The organism is Pseudonocardia sp. EC080619-01 (assembly GCF_001420995.1).
Classification (GTDB): Bacteria; Actinomycetota; Actinomycetes; order Mycobacteriales; family Pseudonocardiaceae; genus Pseudonocardia.
Genome location: NZ_CP012184.1, coordinates 2,090,123 through 2,107,001 on the forward strand (window position 1 = coordinate 2,090,123; position 16,879 = coordinate 2,107,001).

Genomic DNA, 16,879 nt, shown 5'->3' on the forward strand with positions numbered 1-16,879 from the left:
GCGGTGCTCGGGCGGGGGGTGGTGCGTGGCGGTGTGCAGAGCAAGGGGGCGCAGGTCACGACGTGCTCCCGTCCGCACGGCGGCGCAGGGCCCGGCCCGCGAGGGCGGCGGTCCGCTCGCCCTCGTCGATCGCGAAGGTCCCGTTCACCAGTACGAACGGGATGCCGGCGGCCTGCTGGGCCGGGTCGGCGAAGGTCGCGGTGTCGGCGACCGCGTCCGGGTCGAACACGACGAGATCGGCGGCGAGGCCCGCGCGGACGTACCCGCGGTCGGCCAGCCGCAGCCGGTCCGCGGCCCGCCCCGTCAGGTGCGCGACGCACTCCTCCAGGGAGAACAGGCCGAGCTCGCGGCAGTAGTGCCCGAGGTAGCGCGGGAAGGTCCCCCAGGCCCGCGGGTGCGGCTTCGCCCCGGCGAGCAGCCCGTCGCTGCCGCCGGTGTGCCGGGGATGGCGCATGATCGCGCGGACGTTCTCCTCGTGCCCGACGTGCTGCAGGATCCCGGTGCCGAGGTCGTCGCGCAGCAGGAGATCGACGCAGACGTCGAACGGGTCGTCCGGCCCGGCGATCTCCGCGACGGTGCGCCCTACGTACCCGGCCAGCCCCGGGTCCGTGACGCCGCTGATCTCGATGGTGTCCCACTCGGCGACGACGCCGTGGCAGCCGTCCGAGCCGTGCACCTCCAGGTCCTCCCGGATCCGGGCGAGCGCGGCCAGGTCGCGCAGCCGCCCGAGGGTCGCCTCGTGCCCGCCGGACTGGGCCCAGCTCGGCAGGATCGCCGACAGCGTCGTCGCGCCGGGCAGGTACGGGTAGGTGTCCAGGGTGACGTCGATGCCGCCGGCGATCGCCGCGTCCAGCATCGCGATCAGCTCACCGGCCCGGCCGCGGTTCGGCCCGAAGTTGAGCGTCGCGTGCGACAGGTGCAGCGCGCAGCCGGACCGGTCGGCGACGTCGATCATCTCGGCGTACGCCTCCAGGGCGCCGGCCCCGTAGCTGCGGTGGTGCGGGGCGAAGAACCCGCCCAGCTCGCCGACCGCGCGGCACAGCTCGACGAGCTCGCCGCCGTCGGCGTACATCCCGGGGGTGTAGGTCAGTCCCGCCGAGAGCCCGACCGCGCCCTCGGTCATGCCGGTGCGGACGACGTCGGCCATCCGCGCGACCTCGTCCGGGCGGGCGGGCCGGTCGTCCCAGCCGCAGACCAGGGCACGCACCGTGCCGTGCGGGACGAGGTAGGCGGCGTTCCCGGCGACGCCCTCGTCGAGCCGGTCGAGGTACCCGGCGACGCTGCGCCAGGTGAAGGCGTCCGGGCCGGGGTCGCCGTTCCAGCCGGCGATCTTGCGGCGGAGCGTGGCGAGGACGTCGTCGTCGACCGGGGCGTAGGACAGCCCGTCCTGGCCGAGCAGCTCGGTCGTCACGCCCTGGGAGATCTTCGCGAGGTGCGCGGGCTCGGTGAGGAGCCGCAGGTCGGAGTGGGCGTGCATGTCGACGAACCCGGGTGCGACGACCATGCCGGTCACGTCGACGACCCGGTCCGGCCGGGCGCCCGCGCCGTCACCGACCGCGGCGATCCGGTCGCCGTCGACGAGGACGTCGGCGGTGTGGCGCGGCCCCCCGGTCCCGTCGACGACGGTCCCGCCGCGCAGCAACGTGCGCATCAGAAGAACGTCCGGACCAGGCCGGCGACCCGGGGGTCGGGGTCGTCGGCGCCGGTCAGGAGCGGGATCCAGCGCCACTTGTCGAAGGCGGTGCACGGGTGGGACAGCCCGAGCCGCACCACCTGCCCGACCGTCACCGGCTCGTCGGTCCGCAGGAACGCGTGCTGGTCGTTGACCGCGGTGACCGTCCCGGCGAGCGGGCGGGCCGGGCGCCCGAGGTCGTCGGCGAGCAGCTGCGGCTCGGGCAGGCCCTCGTCGAACGGCACGTCCCGCTTGCCGGCGTCGAGCAGCGCGAGACCCGGCTCCGGTGTGGACACCACCCGGGCCCAGACGTGCATCGCCGAGCGGAACGGCCGGTCGCCCTCCCGGGCCAGCGGGGAGATGCCGCGGTAGAAGCCGTCGTCGTGCACCAGGTAGGCACCCGAGCGCAGGACGACGCGGGTGCGGTCGTCCGCGAGCCCGGCCAGGGCCTCGACGACCTGGTCGAAGTACGCGCTGCCGCCCGCGGTGACGACGACCTCGTCGGTCTCGTAGGCGGGCAGCAGCCTGCGGTGCAGCTCGGCCAGGTCGTCGAGGTAGGACCGGACGGTGCCGAGCGACTCCGGTGACGGATCGTGGGCGAGCGCGCCCTCGTAGCCGCCGACCCCGCCGAGCCGCAGCACCGGGCTGGCGACGACGGCCGCGGCGACCCGCTCGGCCTCGGCCACCGACCGCGCCCCGGTCCGGCCGCCCGGCGCCCCCAGCTCGACGACGACGGTGAGCGGCCGCTCCGGGCTCCCGGCCCCGGCCTCCATCGCGACGACCGTGTCGACCGAGTCGACCCAGCTGACGACCTCGAGCGACGGGTCGGCGTCGCGGGCGGCGGCCACCGCGCGGAGCCCGCGGGGGTCGACCAGCGAGTTCGCCAGCATGACCCACCGGACCCCGAACTCGATCGCCACCAGCGCCTGCCACGGGGTCGCCAGGGTGATGCCGCGCGACCCGGTGCGGAGCTGCAGGTCCCACAGGGCGGGCGCCATCGTCGTCTTGCCGTGCGGGGCGAGCTCGACGCCGTGCCCGGTGCACCACTCCGCCATCCGGCGGGCGTTCGCGTGCAGCGCGGCGTCGTCGAGCGTCAGCACCGGGGTGGCGAGCGCGGACAGCGGGGGCGCCCCGGACAGCCAGTCGGCGACCGTGCCGTCGAGCGGCGGGAGCGACTTGGCGAACGGGCCGGGCCGCTCGGCCCCGAGCGATCCGAGCCGGAGTCCGGTCTCCGTCGACGTCGTCATCCGCTGGTTCCCCCGTCTGAACTGGTGTGTTGCGTATTTTGCAGCACTGGTTGCGTATTTCGGTTCGGCCGTTCTAGCATCGCCCCGACGGCCGGGTCAACGGCGACGAAGGAGTTCGAGCAGTGGAGAGCGCAGGTCGGCGGCCCTCGACGGGCGGTGTGGTGTGCTTCGGCGAGGCGCTGGCGCTGGTGTCCCGGCCCGGCGGGATCGACGATCCGGCCGCCCCCGCGAGCGCCGCGGGCGCCGAGGTGAACGTGGCGCTCGATCTCGCCGCGGCCGGGGTGCCCGTCGCCTGGGTCGGCCGTCTCGGCGACGACCCGCACGGCGCCCTCGTCTCCCGCGCGCTCGCCGCCGCGGCCGTGGACACGAGTGGGATCGAGACCGACCCCGCACGGCCGACCGGTCGCTACGCGAAGTCCACCGAGCCCGGCCCCGACGGCCCGCGGACCCGGATGCACTACCGGCGGGCGGGGTCCGCGGCCTCCGCCGCCGGACCGGACCTGCGGGAACGGCCGGGCATCCGGGACCGGCTGGCGTCGGCGTCGTGGCTGCACGTCGGCGGGATCACCTCGGCCGTCTCCCCCGCCGCGCTGGCGGCGCTGCTGGAACGGCCCCGGGCGTACCGGGTCTCGTTCGACGTGAACTGGCGCGAGCAGATGTGGCCCGGCGGCGACCCGGCGACGGTCGTCGCGCACGCCGGCCGGGCGGACATCGTCCTGACCGGCGGCGACGAGGCGCTCCGGGTGTTCGGCACGGCCGACCCGGCCGGGCTGCGGGCGCTGCTGCCGGGTCCGGAGCTGCTGGTGCTGAAGGACGGCGCCGACCGTGCCGTCGCCGTGCACCGCGACGGCACGGTGACCGCGCGCCCGGCACTGCAGGTCGACGTCGTCGAGCCGGTCGGTGCGGGCGACGCGTTCGCCGCGGGCCTGCTCACCGGGCTCGTCCGCGGCGAGGACGTCGGCCGCTGCCTGCGCCGCGGACACCTCGGTGCCGCGGCCGTGCTCGTCGTCGCCGGCGACTCGGCCGCCCCGCTGCCCGACCGCCTGCTCGACCTCGGCGACGACGCGTGGGCGCGCCTGCGCGTCGGCCCGGACGGCGTCGTCGAGGGGGTCCGCACGTGAGCACCAGCCTGGGCAAGGCGCTGCGGATCCTGGTCGTCCTCGGCGAGGGACCGGCGTCGCTGGACGAGCTGGCGACCCGGCTGGACGTGCACAAGACGACCGTCCTGCGGCTGCTGCGCACGCTCGGCGACGAGCACTTCGTGCACCGCGACGGGCAGCACCGCTACCACCTGGGGTCCCGGCTCTTCGAGCTGTCCTCCCGCGGGCTGGACCAGCGCGAGGTCCGCTCGATCGCCGCCCCGCACCTGCTCGCGTTCAACCGCGCGCACGGCCACACCACGCACCTGTCCGAGCTGGTCGGCAGCGAGATCGTCTACATCGACAAGCTGGAGTCGCACGACCACGTGCGCATGGCGTCCCGGGTCGGGCTCCGCGGCCCGGTGCACTCGACGGCGGCCGGGAAGGTCCTGCTGGCCGACCTCACCCCGGCCGCGGTGGACCGGGTGCTCGACGGCGCGGACCTCACCGCCCGCACACCCGCCACGATCACCGACCGCGGCGCCTACCGGGCCGAGCTCGCCCGTGTCCGCGAGCAGGGCTGGGCACAGGACCGCGAGGAGAACGAGCCCTCGATCAACTGCATCGGGGCGCCGGTCCGCGGACCGGCCGGAACCGTGGTGGCGGCCGTCTCGGTGTCCGTGCCGAGCATCGTCGCCACCTACGACCAGCTGATCGAGCTGGTCCCGTCACTGCTGGCCGTGACCGGGACGATCTCCCGGGAGCACGGCTGGCGCCCGACCCGAGAGGAACCCTCCCCATGAGCACGACCGTCGTCTCCACCCCGGACGCGCCGGCCCCGGCGCACACCTTCAGCCAGGCGATCCGCAAGGGCGGCCTGCTGCAGGTCTCCGGTCAGGGACCGATGGACCCGGCCACCGCCACCTACATCGCCCCGGGTGACGTCCAGGCGCAGACGCTGCGGACGCTGGAGAACGTCCGGGCGATCCTGGAGGCCGGCGGGTCCTCGGTCGCCGACGTCCTGATGTTCCGGGTCTACCTCACCGATCGCGCGCACTTCGCGGACATGAACACCGCGTACGGCGAGTTCGTGTCCCGGCACGTCCCGGACGGGAACCTGCCCGCCCGCACGACGGTGATCGCCGGCCTGCCCCGCGAGGAGATGCTCGTCGAGATCGACGCCCTGGCGGTCCCCGCGGAGTAGGGCCCACGGTTCGGCGGACCCGCCCGCCCGGCGTGACGTTCCGGTGGCCGGGACCACCGGCACGTCATGCCCGTCGGGCGCGGGGGCCGGTCAGCGGGCGTAGCGCACCTCGGCGCGGGCCCGGGCCTTGGCCGCCTCCACCTCACGGTCCTTCGGCGGGGCGGTCGTGGTCAGACCGTCCAGCAGTTCGCGGGTCGCCGCCGCGACCAGCGACACCGCCTTCTCGAACGCCTCGGCGTTGGCCTGCGACGGCTTCGCCGAACCGGAGATCTTGCGGACGTACTGGAGCGCGGCCGCGTCCACCTCGTCGACGGTCGCCGGCGGCTCGAAGTTGTGCAACGTCCGGATGTTGCGGCACATGGCGCCTCCGGCGCTCGTGAGTGGTTATCGCGGTCAGGGCCACGATAACCACTCACGGGCGGCGTCAGCCGCCGATGACGTGCATCCCCCCGTCGAGCTCCCCCGCAGCCTGCCGCGCGTTGAGCACCGCGAGCCGGGTGAAGGAGTTGTCGAAGGCGTCCTGGGTGAGGCCCCGGGCCTTGTACTCGGTCGCGAGCTGCTCGGCACCGGCCGGGATGGTCCAGCCGGCCTCGAAACCGAGCTCCTTGCGGGCGCGGGCGAAGTCGACCCGGTACGACCGCGGGTCGTTGCCCGCCTCGCCGGTGATGTTCAGCGTCGAGCCGGGGACGGCGTCGATGACCGCCTGGGCGATCTCGGCGACGGTCCGGTTGTTCTTCTCGGTGCCCACGTTGTAGGCCCGGGCCCGGACGACGTCGGCGGGGGCGTCCAGCGCGGCGACGACCGCACCGGCGATGTCCTCGGCGTGCGCGAGCGGGCGCCACGGGGTGCCGTCGGACAGGACGGTGACCTCGTTCGTGAGGATCGCCCGGCCGACCAGGTTGTTCAGCACGATGTCGGCGCGCAGCCGCGGCGAGAAGCCGAACGCGGTCGCGTTGCGCATCGAGACCGGCACGAAGTCGGCGTCGGCGAGCTCGGCCAGGTCGTCCTCGACGCGGACCTTGGAGATCGCGTACGGGGTGACCGGCTTCAGCGGGGCGTCCTCGTCGACGAGGTCGTCGCCGGACTGGGCGCCGTAGACCGAGCAGGTGGAGGCGTAGACGAACCGCCCGACACCGGCCTCCTTCGACAGCCGCGCCAGCCGGGTGGAGGCGTGGTGGTTGATGTCGTAGGTGATCTCCGGGGCCAGCGAGCCGAGCGGGTCGTTCGACAGCGCCGCCATGTGGACGACGGCGTCGAAGCCCCGGAGCTGCTCGACGGTGACGTCGCGGAGGTCGGTCGGGAAGCCCTCGACGTCGGGGGTGTCCAGGCTGCCCAGGACGCACGAGGCGAACAGCCCGGAGTCGAGCCCGGTGACGTCGTGGCCGGCCGAGGCGAGGAGCGGTGCCATCACCGTCCCCAGGTAGCCCTGATGTCCGGTGAGCAGTACCCGCATGGTGGTCCCTTCAGTAGGTCGGTGGGGTGTCACGGCCCGGTGCCGAAGCCGGGCGCCGGCTCCGATCCGGCGATCGGGGCGACGGACAGCGTCAGCTTCTGGACGTGGAACGCCTCGGCGTACCGGGCGTGGCACTGCACGCCGCGGACCCGGGCGATCCCGCGGAACGTCTCGTCGTCGAACCAGGTGCGGTCCCGCTGGGAACCGTAGTGCTCGTTCAGCTTCGCGATCTTCTCGCCGAGCACCGGCTCGGACAGCGGGAGGTAGACCGACGGCTGGGCGAGGTCGCCCTCCCACTTGAGGATCTCGTAGCCGAGCGTCAGGTGGTCCCGGTAGGCCGTCGGGATCATCTGCGCGAGCGTCCGGTGGTCCTGGTGCGCGTCGTGCGGCGACGGCCCGATGACGAGGTCGGGCTCGCCCCGGGTGCGCAGGTCCTCCAGCGCCATCTTGGCCCGCTCCCAGTGCTGCGGTACGCGGCCGTCGGGCAGGTCCATGACGACGACCTCGAGGTTCGCGCCGGGGGTGAAGGCGGCGAGCGCGGCCCGCTCCTCCTCCTCGCGCAGCGACCCGGCCCCGGTGAGGACGAGTGCGGTCACGTTCACCCCCGGGTAGGCGCGGCACAGCTCCAGGAGCGTGCCGCCCGCCCCGATCGGGATGTCGTCGCAGTGCGCGCCGAGCAGCAGGATGCGGTCCAGCCGCTCGGGCAGCAGGTTCAGCACGGTTTCTCGTCCCCCCGGACTCGCGCGTGGGTGTCCATGGTCGCTGCGCGGGCGTCGCTCAGTCGCGCTGGTGGCTGCTGCGGTGCATCTCGGCGATCGCGGCCTGCAGCGGGTCGCGGTCGGTGCCGTGTGCCTCCCACAGCATCCACGGCCGGGTGCCGCCCTGGTAGGCGGCCTCGAGCGCGTTGCGCTCCTTGACCGTGTCGGCCGGCTGCCAGAACCCGCGGTGCCGGTACGCCGACATGCGGCCCTTGCGGGCCAGCGGGGCGCAGACGTCGCCGATCAGGTCGCAGTCCTTCTCGAGGAAGTCGAACACCTCGGGCCGGAACATGAGGTAGCCGCCGTTCTCCCAGAGCGGCATCTCCTGGAGCGTGGTGATCGAGTCGAGCGTGCCGTCGTCGGACACGTCGACGCAGTGGAAGGCCGACTGCGGCGGCACGGCCATCAGCTGGCCGACGGCGTCGGAGCGGGTGAACTGCTCGACCATCGTGTCCAGCGGGGCGTCGGTGAGGACGTCGGCGTAGTTCGCGTGGAACATCTCGTCGTCCTGGACGATGGCCTTGACCCGGCGCAGCCGCTCACCGATCGGCGAGTCCAGGCCGGTGTGGACGAACGTGATGTTCCAGTCCTGGATGTCGCTGCCCATGAGCTCGACCTCGCCCTGGTGCAGGACGAAGTCGTTGGACTCGGTCTCGTCGTAGTTGAGGAAGTAGTTCTTGATGTGGTGCGCGCCGTAGCCCAGGCACAGGACGAAGTCCGTGTGCCCGAAGTGGGCGTAGTAGCGCATCACGTGCCAGATCAGCGGGCGCGGGCCCACCGGGTGCATCGGCTTCGGGAGATCGGACGCGCCGTCGCGCATCCGCATGCCGTAACCACCACAGAACAGGACGACCTTCACGGCGTCACACCACCTCGAGCGACGGGATCGGGAAGACCAGCGTGCCGCCCCACTCGTGCACGTAGGACAGCTGCTCGGTCAGCTCGGTGCGCAGGTTCCAGGGCAGGACGAGCACGTGGTCGGGGCGGTCCTGCGCGATCCGCTCCGGGGCGTGGATCGGGATCCGGGTGCCCGGCGTCAGCCGGCCGTGCTTGTACGGGTTCCGGTCCACCGTGTACTCGAGCAGGTCCGGCCGGATCCCGCAGTAGTTCAGCAGGGTGTTCCCCTTGCCCGGCGCGCCGTAGGCGACGACCCGCTTGCCCCGGCGGCGGGCGTCGACGAGGAAGGACACCAGGTCGTCGCGGATGGTGGAGACGGCCTCGGAGAACCCGTCGTGGCCCTCCGGGGTGTGCAGGCCGGCGGCCTCCTCGGCCGCGAGCACCTCGCGCACGCGCTCCGACGGCTCGCCCGCGACGTCGGCGGGACGCGCCCACATGCGGATCGAGCCGCCGTGGGTGTCGAGCAGCTCGACGTCGACCAGGGTCAGGCCGCCCGCCGCGAGCGCCCGCTGCCCGGTGAGCAGCGTGTAGTACTGGAAGTGCTCGTGGTAGATCGTGTCGAACTGCTTGCGCTCGACCAGCGTGAGCAGGTGCTGGACCTCGATCGAGACCCAGCCGTCGTCGGCGACCATGGCGCGGAGGCCCTGCGCGAAGCCGACGACGTCGGGGATGTGGGCGAACACGTTGTTCCCGCACACCAGGTCCGCCGGGCCGTGCTCGGCGCGGACCCGGGCGCCGGTCTCCGGGGTGAGGAACGCGGTGAGCGTCGGGACACCCTTGCCGCGGGCCGCCTCGCCGACGTTGACGCTCGGCTCCACACCGAGGCAGCGGATGTCGCGGGCGACGACGTGCTGCAGCAGGTAGCCGTCGTTCGAGGCGACCTCGACGACGAACGAGCCGGTGCCGAGTCCCGCGCGGACGACGGCGGAGTCCACGAAACGACGGGCGTGCTCCACCCAGGACGAGCTGAACGACGAGAAGTACGCGTACTCCTCGAACGTCTCCTCCGGAGAGATCTCCGGCGGCAGCTGGGCCAGCAGGCAGGAGTTGCAGACCCGCACGTGCAGCGGGTACGTCGTCTCCGGACGCTCGGCCGTCTCGGCGGTCAGGAACAGCTCGCACGGCGGTGTCGCGCCGAGGTCGCAGAAGCTGCGCAGGTCCGTCGAACCGCACAGACGGCACGTGACGGTGGTGCCGGACAGTTGCGACGTCACCGGCTCGCCCACCTCACTGGAAGCATCCGTGTTCAGCACGGACGGAAGTCTGTCAACTCGACGCGCGGGCACCGCGCCCGGGGTCACATCGCCCGATAGTGGGTGTTTGTCCGTGAGATGGAGCATCGCAAAGCAACCGTCGGGCGAGGTGCGCCGCGGGGGCCCGGAACCGGCCGTGCCACGATGAACCGCACGATCCACCGTGGTGTAACGGCAGCACCTCGGATTTTGGTTCCGATGGTCCAGGTTCGAATCCTGGCGGTGGAGCACGCACGACGACGCGGGCGCGGGAGCCCGGCGTGGCCGTCCGGGTGGTGCGGCTCCGGCGTCCGGCCGAGCCGCGGTCGCCCTCCCGGGTACGGCGCCCCGACCTGCGGGATCTCCGGGGCCCCCCGAGCGCCCGACGTCGCCGCCCGGACGTTGCCCGACAGCGCCGATCGCGACACCATGGCTGCGGAGCCGTCAGGTGGGACGTCGCCGGCAGGAGGCCGGTCCGGACGGTTCGGCCCTGGCAGGCCCGCGGGCTGCCACCTTCATGACCGGACCGGAGCCCGGCCGGATCGCCACGGACGTCGTCGCCCGCCGGCTGCGGCTGTCGCGGACGGATCGCGGCAGCCCGGTCTCACCGAGATCGACCCGACCGAGCACGGCATCGAGGGGAACATGTGATGACTCCGTCACCGCCCGTGCCGGCGCCGCCGGAACGGGAACGGCCGCTGATCGAGGCGTTCGTCCGGCTCGCCGACACCCTGGTCGACGACTACGACGTGATCGAGCTCTTCGAACGGTTGTGCTCGGACTGCGTCACCCTGCTCCGGGCCGACGCCGCGGGCCTGGTCCTGACCGACCAGCGGGGTGCGCTGCAGGCCGTCTCCGCGTCCACCGAGGTCGCCGCGCTGCTCGAGCGGTTCCAGATCGACACCGACCAGGGCCCGTGCCTGGAGTCCTTCCGCAGCAGCGCCCTGGTGCGCGCCCCGGACCTCGGCGGCGACCCCCGGTGGCCGGCCTTCGGCGGTCGCGCGGTGGCCTCCGGGTTCCGGGCCGTCCACGCGCTCCCGATGCGCTGGCGCGGCAGCACGATCGGCGCCCTCAACCTGTTCCACCACGCCCCGACGGCCATGCCCGCGGGCGACCTGGCCGTCGGGCAGGCGCTGGCCGACGTCGCCACGATCGGCATCCTGTCCGACCGGGCGTCCCGGGAGCGGGACCTGCTGACCGAGCAGCTGCAGGCCGCCCTGACCAGCCGGGTGGTCATCGAGCAGGCCAAGGGTGTGCTGGCCGAGCGCGGCGGTATCGGCATGGACGAGGCGTTCGGCCGGTTGCGGGCGTACGCCCGTTCCACCAGCACCCGGCTCTCGGACGTGGCGCGCGGCGTCGTCGAGGGCACCCTCGACACCGCGACGATGACGCCGTCCGAGGGGACCGCCTGACCCTCTGCCGCAGGGCCGCCGCCCCGCCGTTCAGGGCGTGAACCCACGAAAGGGGGTACCGGGCGCCGCCTCCGCGGAGCAGTATTTTCCGACCCGCCCCGGACCCCGGCGGCTGTAGGACACAGTCGACGAGCGCGCCCGGAACCGGACCGGTACCCCGTGCGCGGACACGGAGGGACCCGTGCGGCGGACACCCGTGCAGATCCTCGCGGCGGAGCCACACCCCGCGCCGGTACCCCCTGCCGGGAAGGACCGGACACCGCTCCCCGCCGGCACCGGACCACCCCGCCTCCCGAGCCGCTCGTAGCGGACCGGCGACGACGACCGCCCAGGAGCGGCGTCGCCGCCACCGCGGTCACCGGAGACGACCAGGGAGAACGCATGCACGGGTCGCACCCACCACTCGACCCCGCCACGGACCACCTCCAGCGCCGCAGACTCCGCCGGCTCCCCCGGCCGCGGGACGCGGCGGCGCACGTCCTGCGCCGCATCCCCGTACCGGGGCGCAGACCCCCCGGACACGACGACGATCCCGGCCCGGAGCCGGACGCCCGGCGGTCCGCGGAGCCCGGCCCGGCGACCTACCTGCTGGTCCACGACCGGATGGCGGACTCCGGTCACGTGCACGAACGCGGCTGGGAGCTGCAGGCGTGGAACGGCCGGGTGCGGAGCTGGTCGATCACGCTGGCCGCGCGCGGCGCCGGGCACGGGGCACCGGCCCGGGTCGCGCAGGCCGTGGCCGTCCGGGTGCTGGGCGAGCGCGACGTCGTCGTGCGGGCCTGGCACCCCTGCGGCGCCGACCACGTGCCGGTCTTCCTCGCCGGGGTCGGGCCCGCACGGCGGCGGGCGGTCCCCGGCCCGGGGGCCCGGCGGTGACCGGCACGGCGTCCCGGCCCTCGCCGACGGGCGACACCCTCGCCCGGCCCGTCCTCGTGGTCGACACCCACGAGCTCGTGGGCACCGCGCTCGCGATGGAGCTGCAGTCGGCGGGCGAGCGGGCCGCGTTCTACCCGCCCCGGTCCCTCGAGACCGTGCGGCGGCTGACCCGGCACGGCGAGGGGATCGTCGTGCTCGAGCTCGACCTGGGGCACGACGAGTTCGGGAACCGGATCGACGTCGCGACGCTGATCCCCGACCTGACGGCGGCGGGCTGGCGGGTCATCGTGCTGACCGGCAGCTCGGACGCCGTGCGGATCGGGGCGGCGCTCGACGCGGGCGGCTACCTCTGGGTGTCCAAGCGCGAACCGCTGAAGGCGCTGCTGGAGGCCGTCCAGCAGGCCCGCAACGGCCGGAGCCCGCTGTCGTCGGCCCGCCGGGAGGACCTCGTCCGGCACTTCCTGACCCACCGGAACCGGGCCCTCCAGGACGACGCCCGGCTCGCCACGCTGACCCCGCGCGAGCACCAGGTCCTCGCCATGCTCGCGGCGGGTCACCGGGCCCGGACGATCGCGGACACCCTGGTCGTCTCGCTCGCCACGGTCCGCACGCAGATCGGCTCGATCCGGACGAAGCTGCAGGTCACCTCGCAGCTCGAGGCGGTGGCGGTGTACTCCCGCGCCCGCAAACGCAGCCGCGAGTGGTCCGGCACGTGACCGGACCCGCCGAGATGCGGCTCAGCGTCGTCCGGTGATCGACGAATCGCGCTGAGCCGCATCTCGGCGAGGGTGTGCTCCGGGCTCAGCCCTCGAGTGCGGCGTCCAGGTCGATCCGGACGCCGGTCAGCGCCTTCGAGACCGGGCAGCCGTCCTTGGCGGCGCGGGCCGCCTGCTGGAACCCGTCGTCGTCGAGGCCGGTGACCTCGCCGCGGACCTTCAGCGTGATGCCGGTGAGCTTGAAGCCACCGTTGTCCTTGTCCGGCCCGAGCGAGACGTCCGCGGACACCTCGAGCGACTCGGGCGTCCCGCCGGCCTCGGCCACGTTCGCCGACAGCTGCATCGCGAAGCAGGCGGAGTGGGCCGCGGCGATCAGCTCCTCGGGCGAGGTGTTGCCGTTCGCCTCCTCGGCGGAGCGCTTCGGGAAGCTGACCTCGTAGGTGCCGATCTTCGAGCTGCTCAGCTCGACCTGACCGGAACCCTCCTCGAGCGTGCCGTTCCAGGCGGTGCGAGCGCTGCGGGTGGGCATCGTGCCTCCAGGCGGATCGGAATCAGTTGTGCACAACCGGATGGCCCGGCCGCGCTTCCGTCCACTCCGTTCCCGGTGGCCGTCGCGCCGAAACGCGCCGGGCCACCGGGCGGCAGGTCACTCCCGGATCTCGACCCGGTCGCCCACCTGGAGCGCCCCGAACCAGCGCTCGGCGTTCGCCCGGTCCAGGCGCACGCAGCCCGCCGACGGCGAGTCCACGTTGCCCTCGTGGAAGGCGATCCCGCCCGGTGCGAAGAACACCGCGAACGGCATCGGCGCGTTGTCGAACTCCGCGCTGCGGTGGTCCCGGTTCTTCCACTCGACCTGGAAGGTGCCGAGCGGGGTCGACTGCCCCTGCCCGCCCGGCGCCGCGGGCACCGGGCCGACCTCGATCCGCCCGTCCTTGATCAGCCAGGCCTTCCGGCCGGCGCGGTCGACGCACGCGCGCGCCTCGGTGCTGCACGGGGTGCCCTCGGTGCGGCCCTCGGCCCGGGCGTCCGAGCCGCCGTCACCGCCGCCCTCGCCGCCCTCGCCGCCGCCGTCCTGCGACGACCCGCGCCCGCGGTCACCGTGATCGTCCGGGCCCTCCGGCGGCGCGGCCGACGCCGTCCCGACCAGCCCGGCGAGCAGCACGCCGAGAGCCAGGGCCACCACTGTGGCCAGGACCGTCACCACGCGGGAACGCCGGCGGCGTCCCCCGACCTCGCGCGTCATCGCACTCCTGTCGTCACTCCGGTCACGGCCCGGACTCCGGCCGCGTGCCCGGTTGAACGACACCTCGCGGCGGCGGTTACCACCCGAAGGTTTGATCTTCGACGAGGCCACCCGAACGGGGTGTGCCGGTCACCGTGGGTAGGACGCGGCGCCCCTCCCGTGAGGGGCCGGGGACGTCCCGGCCGGGCCCCGTACGATTCCCTTCCGTCACGGCGGGCCGGTCCACGCCGACCCCCTGTCGTGTGGCTGAGCGCACGGGCCGCCCGGACGGGCGGCGGTGGACCCCAGCAGGAGGAACCGAACATGCCCGACCCCCATCAGGGCGACGACGGGGGACCGACCGACCCCGCCCGCGCCGCGGTCGCCGCGGGGGTGGTCCTCGCCGCAGGCGCCGGCTCCCGGATGCGCTCGGCGACCCCCAAGGTCCTGCACCCCCTCGGCGGCAGGCCCATGCTCGGGCACGCGCTGCACGCCGTGGCGGGTGTCCGGCCGGAGCACCTGGTGGTCGTCGTGGGGCACCAGCGCGAGCGGGTCGCCGGTGCCGTCACCGGGTTCTCCGGGGAACTCGGCCGCGAGGTCGCGACCGCCGTGCAGGAGCAGATGCTCGGCACCGGCGACGCGGTGCGCTGCGGCCTGACCGCGCTCCCGGCGGACCTGACCGGCACCGTGCTGGTGACCTACGGCGACGTCCCGCTGCTCGACTCCACGACGCTGTCGTCGCTGGTGACCGAGCACGAGCGGCACGCGGCGGCCGTGACCCTGCTGACCGGCGAGCCCGCCGATCCCACCGGGTACGGGCGGATCGTGCGCGACGGCCCGGCCGGTGCGGTGACGGCGATCGTCGAGCACTCCGACGCCGGGCCGGAGCAGCGGGCCATCGGCGAGGTCAACTCCGGGGTCTACGCCTTCGACGCGGAGTTCCTGCGCGCGGGCGTCACGGGGCTCGCCGCGCACAACGAGCAGCAGGAGCTGTACCTGACCGACCTGGTCGAGAGCGCCGTCGCCGGCGGGCGGACGGTGCACGCCGTCCGCTGCGACGACGAGTGGCTGCTGCGGGGCGTCAACGACCGGGTGCAGCTGGCGGAGCTGCGGGCCGAGCTGAACCGCCGGGTGCTGCGCGGCTGGATGCTCGCCGGCGTCACCGTCGTCGACCCGGCCACGACGTGGGTGGACGTCCAGGTGGAGCTGGGGACCGACGTCGTCCTGCACCCGGGGACGCAGCTGCACGGCGCGTGCACCGTCGGCGAGGGAGCCGAGATCGGCCCGGACACCACGCTGACCGCCTGCGCGGTCGGGGCCGGCGCGACGGTCGTCCGGACCCACGGCTCGGACTCCGAGATCGGCGAGGGCGCCTCGGTCGGCCCGTTCGCGTACCTGCGCCCGCACGCCCGGCTCGGAGCCCGGGGCAAGATCGGCACCTTCGTCGAGGTCAAGAACGCCGACATCGGCGCGGGCAGCAAGGTGCCGCACCTGACCTACGTCGGGGACGCGTCGATCGGCGAGATGAGCAACATCGGCGCCTCGTCGGTGTTCGTGAACTACGACGGCGTCCGCAAGCAGCGGACGACGATCGGTTCGCACGTCCGGACCGGCTCCGACACCATGTTCATCGCCCCGGTCACGGTCGGGGACGGCGCCTACACCGGAGCCGGGACGGTGCTCCGGTCGGACGTCCCGCCGGGGGCGCTCGCGGTGTCGGGTGGGACACAGCGCACCATCGAGGGGTGGGTGACCCGCAAGCGCCCGGGCACCCCGGCCGCCGAGGCGGCCGAACGGGCGGGCTCCGGCCCGGCCGGCGACGGCACATCCGGCGGCGTCGACCACGACGCCGGGAACAACAGCGACAACAGCGACAACAGAGACCTCAGCCGAGGAGGCACCGCACGGTGAGCGCGATCGCAGGCACGCCGAAGAAGAACATGATGCTCTTCTCGGGGAGGGCGCACCCGGAGCTGGCCGACCACGTGGCCAAGGAGCTCGACGTCACGGTCACTCCGCAGTCGGCGTACTCCTTCGCCAACGGAGAGATCTTCTGCCGCTTCGAGGAGTCGGTCCGCGGCAGCGACGCGTTCGTGATCCAGGCGCACTCCGCCCCGATCAACGACGCGATCATGGAGCAGCTGATCATGGTCGACGCGCTGAAGCGCGGTTCGGCCAAGCGGATCACCGCCGTCATGCCGTTCTGGGGCTACGCCCGCCAGGACAAGAAGCACCGCGGCCGCGAGCCCATCTCGGCCCGGCTCGTCGCGGACATGTTCAAGACCGCCGGTGCCGACCGGATCCTGACCGTGGACCTGCACACCTCGCAGATCCAGGGCTTCTTCGACGGCCCGGTGGACCACCTGTTCGCGCTGCCCGTGCTGGCGCAGCACATCAAGGACACCCGGCCGGACGAGAACTTCGCGGTCGTCTCGCCCGACTCGGGTCGCGTGCGGCTCGCCGAGCGCTGGGCCGACACCCTCGGCGGGACCCCGCTGGCGTTCATCCACAAGACCCGCGACCCGCTGAAGCCGAACGAGGCGGTCGCGAACCGGGTCGTCGGCGAGATCGAGGGCCGCTGCTGCGTGGTCATCGACGACATGATCGACACCGGTGGCACGGTGGCGAAGGCGGTCGAGGTGCTGCTGAAGGAGGGCGCGACCAAGGTCGTCGTCGCGGCGACGCACGGCGTGCTCTCCGGCCCGGCCACCGAGCGCCTCGCCAACTGCGGCGCCGACGAGGTGATCTTCACCGACTCGCTGCCGATCCCGGCCGAGAAGCGCTTCGACAAGATGACCGTCCTGCCGATCGCGCCGCTGCTGGCCGAGGCGATCCACCAGGTCTTCGAGGACGGCTCGGTGACCAGCCTGTTCGACGGCAACGCCTGACCGACGCCTGATCCCGGCGGTCCCCGGACGGCGCTCCACCTTCGTGGTGGGGCGCCGTTCGCCGTTGCGGGCGGGGGCCCGGACGTGTAGTGGAGGGCGTCGCGTAGACTTCCGCCATCTCCGCGGCGAGGGCGGGTGCACCTTGACCCGCCGTGATCGACGTGAACCGATCCCGGTCGGCTCCTCGCCGCGCGCCTCCATCCGCAGCAGATCTACGAGGAGC

At 73.8% G+C, this 16,879-nt stretch carries 17 protein-coding genes and 1 tRNA gene; 9 read left to right on the forward strand and 9 right to left on the reverse strand.

Annotated elements, in window-relative coordinates; all coding sequences use genetic code 11:
- Positions 1-55: 55 nt before the first annotated feature.
- Both AD017_RS09690 and AD017_RS09695 read right to left on the reverse strand, forming a co-directional pair.
- Complete coding sequence (locus AD017_RS09690; protein ID WP_060573997.1) at positions 56-1,651, reverse strand: amidohydrolase family protein; 1,596 nt, start codon at positions 1,649-1,651, stop codon at positions 56-58.
- Entirely contained in the window at positions 1,651-2,919 is a 1,269-nt protein-coding gene (locus AD017_RS09695) for an alanine racemase (protein ID WP_060573998.1), read from the reverse strand. Before AD017_RS09695 ends, AD017_RS09690 begins: the two co-directional genes overlap by 1 nt.
- A gap of 122 nt (positions 2,920-3,041) precedes the next feature.
- On the opposite strand from AD017_RS09695, the gene AD017_RS09700 reads away from it, so the two are divergent.
- The 3 genes from AD017_RS09700 to AD017_RS09710 are packed head-to-tail and all read left to right on the forward strand — an operon-like array spanning position 3,042 to position 5,202.
- Positions 3,042-4,040, forward strand: coding sequence for a sugar kinase (locus tag AD017_RS09700; RefSeq protein WP_060573999.1), 999 nt, complete (start codon positions 3,042-3,044; stop codon positions 4,038-4,040).
- Complete coding sequence (locus AD017_RS09705) at positions 4,037-4,801, forward strand: IclR family transcriptional regulator (RefSeq protein ID WP_010224490.1); 765 nt, start codon at positions 4,037-4,039, stop codon at positions 4,799-4,801. Before AD017_RS09700 ends, AD017_RS09705 begins: the two co-directional genes overlap by 4 nt.
- A complete protein-coding gene (locus AD017_RS09710; protein ID WP_010224489.1) occupies positions 4,798-5,202 on the forward strand; it encodes a RidA family protein in 405 nt (134 codons plus the stop codon). The genes AD017_RS09705 and AD017_RS09710 overlap by 4 nt, the downstream gene beginning before the upstream one ends.
- A 90-nt stretch (positions 5,203-5,292) precedes the next feature.
- Here the strand turns inward: AD017_RS09710 and AD017_RS09715 are convergent, their stop codons facing one another.
- The 5 genes from AD017_RS09715 to AD017_RS09735 form a co-directional block, all read right to left on the reverse strand.
- The gene (locus tag AD017_RS09715; RefSeq protein WP_060574000.1) at positions 5,293-5,562 is read right to left on the reverse strand and encodes a DUF2277 domain-containing protein; all 270 of its coding nucleotides are present in this window, start codon (positions 5,560-5,562) and stop codon (positions 5,293-5,295) included.
- A 64-nt stretch (positions 5,563-5,626) separates the two neighbouring features.
- The gene (locus AD017_RS09720) at positions 5,627-6,655 is read right to left on the reverse strand and encodes an NAD(P)-dependent oxidoreductase (RefSeq protein ID WP_010224487.1); all 1,029 of its coding nucleotides are present in this window, start codon (positions 6,653-6,655) and stop codon (positions 5,627-5,629) included.
- A 29-nt stretch (positions 6,656-6,684) separates the two neighbouring features.
- A complete protein-coding gene (locus AD017_RS09725; RefSeq protein ID WP_010224486.1) occupies positions 6,685-7,374 on the reverse strand; it encodes a PIG-L deacetylase family protein in 690 nt (229 codons plus the stop codon).
- Positions 7,375-7,432: 58 nt separating this feature from the next.
- A complete protein-coding gene (locus AD017_RS09730) occupies positions 7,433-8,272 on the reverse strand; it encodes a sugar phosphate nucleotidyltransferase (protein ID WP_010224485.1) in 840 nt (279 codons plus the stop codon).
- Positions 8,273-8,276: 4 nt separating this feature from the next.
- A complete protein-coding gene (locus AD017_RS09735; protein ID WP_369821667.1) occupies positions 8,277-9,524 on the reverse strand; it encodes a methyltransferase domain-containing protein in 1,248 nt (415 codons plus the stop codon).
- A 196-nt stretch (positions 9,525-9,720) separates the two neighbouring features.
- Between AD017_RS09735 and AD017_RS09740 the strand changes: the two genes are divergently transcribed.
- The 4 genes from AD017_RS09740 (at position 9,721) to AD017_RS09755 (ending at position 12,546) form a co-directional block, all read left to right on the forward strand.
- Positions 9,721-9,791 (forward strand) — tRNA-Gln (locus tag AD017_RS09740).
- A gap of 401 nt (positions 9,792-10,192) precedes the next feature.
- Complete coding sequence (locus AD017_RS09745; RefSeq protein WP_060574001.1) at positions 10,193-10,954, forward strand: GAF and ANTAR domain-containing protein; 762 nt, start codon at positions 10,193-10,195, stop codon at positions 10,952-10,954.
- Positions 10,955-11,335: 381 nt separating this feature from the next.
- Complete coding sequence (locus AD017_RS34465) at positions 11,336-11,830, forward strand: hypothetical protein (RefSeq protein ID WP_060574002.1); 495 nt, start codon at positions 11,336-11,338, stop codon at positions 11,828-11,830.
- Entirely contained in the window at positions 11,827-12,546 is a 720-nt protein-coding gene (locus AD017_RS09755) for a LuxR C-terminal-related transcriptional regulator (protein ID WP_060574003.1), read from the forward strand. The genes AD017_RS34465 and AD017_RS09755 overlap by 4 nt, the downstream gene beginning before the upstream one ends.
- 85 nt (positions 12,547-12,631) lie before the next feature.
- On the opposite strand, the gene AD017_RS09760 is transcribed toward AD017_RS09755, so the two are convergent.
- Complete coding sequence (locus AD017_RS09760; RefSeq protein ID WP_010234715.1) at positions 12,632-13,075, reverse strand: OsmC family peroxiredoxin; 444 nt, start codon at positions 13,073-13,075, stop codon at positions 12,632-12,634.
- 117 nt (positions 13,076-13,192) lie between these two features.
- Positions 13,193-13,789, reverse strand: coding sequence for a L,D-transpeptidase (locus AD017_RS09765; protein ID WP_060574004.1), 597 nt, complete (start codon positions 13,787-13,789; stop codon positions 13,193-13,195).
- A gap of 402 nt (positions 13,790-14,191) precedes the next feature.
- On the opposite strand from AD017_RS09765, the gene glmU reads away from it, so the two are divergent.
- Positions 14,192-15,679, forward strand: a complete 1,488-nt coding sequence (glmU, locus tag AD017_RS09770; RefSeq protein ID WP_255358495.1) for a bifunctional UDP-N-acetylglucosamine diphosphorylase/glucosamine-1-phosphate N-acetyltransferase GlmU — start codon at positions 14,192-14,194, stop codon at positions 15,677-15,679.
- On the forward strand, positions 15,676-16,656 hold the full coding sequence (locus AD017_RS09775) for a ribose-phosphate diphosphokinase (protein ID WP_010232607.1): 981 nt from the start codon (positions 15,676-15,678) through the stop codon (positions 16,654-16,656). The genes glmU and AD017_RS09775 overlap by 4 nt, the downstream gene beginning before the upstream one ends.
- Positions 16,657-16,879: the final 223 nt, after the last annotated feature.

What these genes read in the sequence shown, in the direction of transcription:
- AD017_RS09765 (WP_060574004.1), bottom strand. Translation starts at nt 13,789, where the DNA reads ATGACGCGCGAGGTCGGGGGACGCCGCCGGCGTTCCCGCGTGGTGACG.
- AD017_RS09720 (WP_010224487.1), bottom strand. Translation starts at nt 6,655, where the DNA reads ATGCGGGTACTGCTCACCGGACATCAGGGCTACCTGGGGACGGTGATG.
- AD017_RS34465 (WP_060574002.1), top strand. Translation starts at nt 11,336, where the DNA reads ATGCACGGGTCGCACCCACCACTCGACCCCGCCACGGACCACCTCCAG.
- AD017_RS09715 (WP_060574000.1), bottom strand. Translation starts at nt 5,562, where the DNA reads ATGTGCCGCAACATCCGGACGTTGCACAACTTCGAGCCGCCGGCGACC.
- AD017_RS09760 (WP_010234715.1), bottom strand. Translation starts at nt 13,075, where the DNA reads ATGCCCACCCGCAGCGCTCGCACCGCCTGGAACGGCACGCTCGAGGAG.
- AD017_RS09695 (WP_060573998.1), bottom strand. Translation starts at nt 2,919, where the DNA reads ATGACGACGTCGACGGAGACCGGACTCCGGCTCGGATCGCTCGGGGCC.
- AD017_RS09710 (WP_010224489.1), top strand. Translation starts at nt 4,798, where the DNA reads ATGAGCACGACCGTCGTCTCCACCCCGGACGCGCCGGCCCCGGCGCAC.
- AD017_RS09745 (WP_060574001.1), top strand. Translation starts at nt 10,193, where the DNA reads ATGACTCCGTCACCGCCCGTGCCGGCGCCGCCGGAACGGGAACGGCCG.
- AD017_RS09690 (WP_060573997.1), bottom strand. Translation starts at nt 1,651, where the DNA reads ATGCGCACGTTGCTGCGCGGCGGGACCGTCGTCGACGGGACCGGGGGG.
- glmU (WP_255358495.1), top strand. Translation starts at nt 14,192, where the DNA reads ATGCGCTCGGCGACCCCCAAGGTCCTGCACCCCCTCGGCGGCAGGCCC.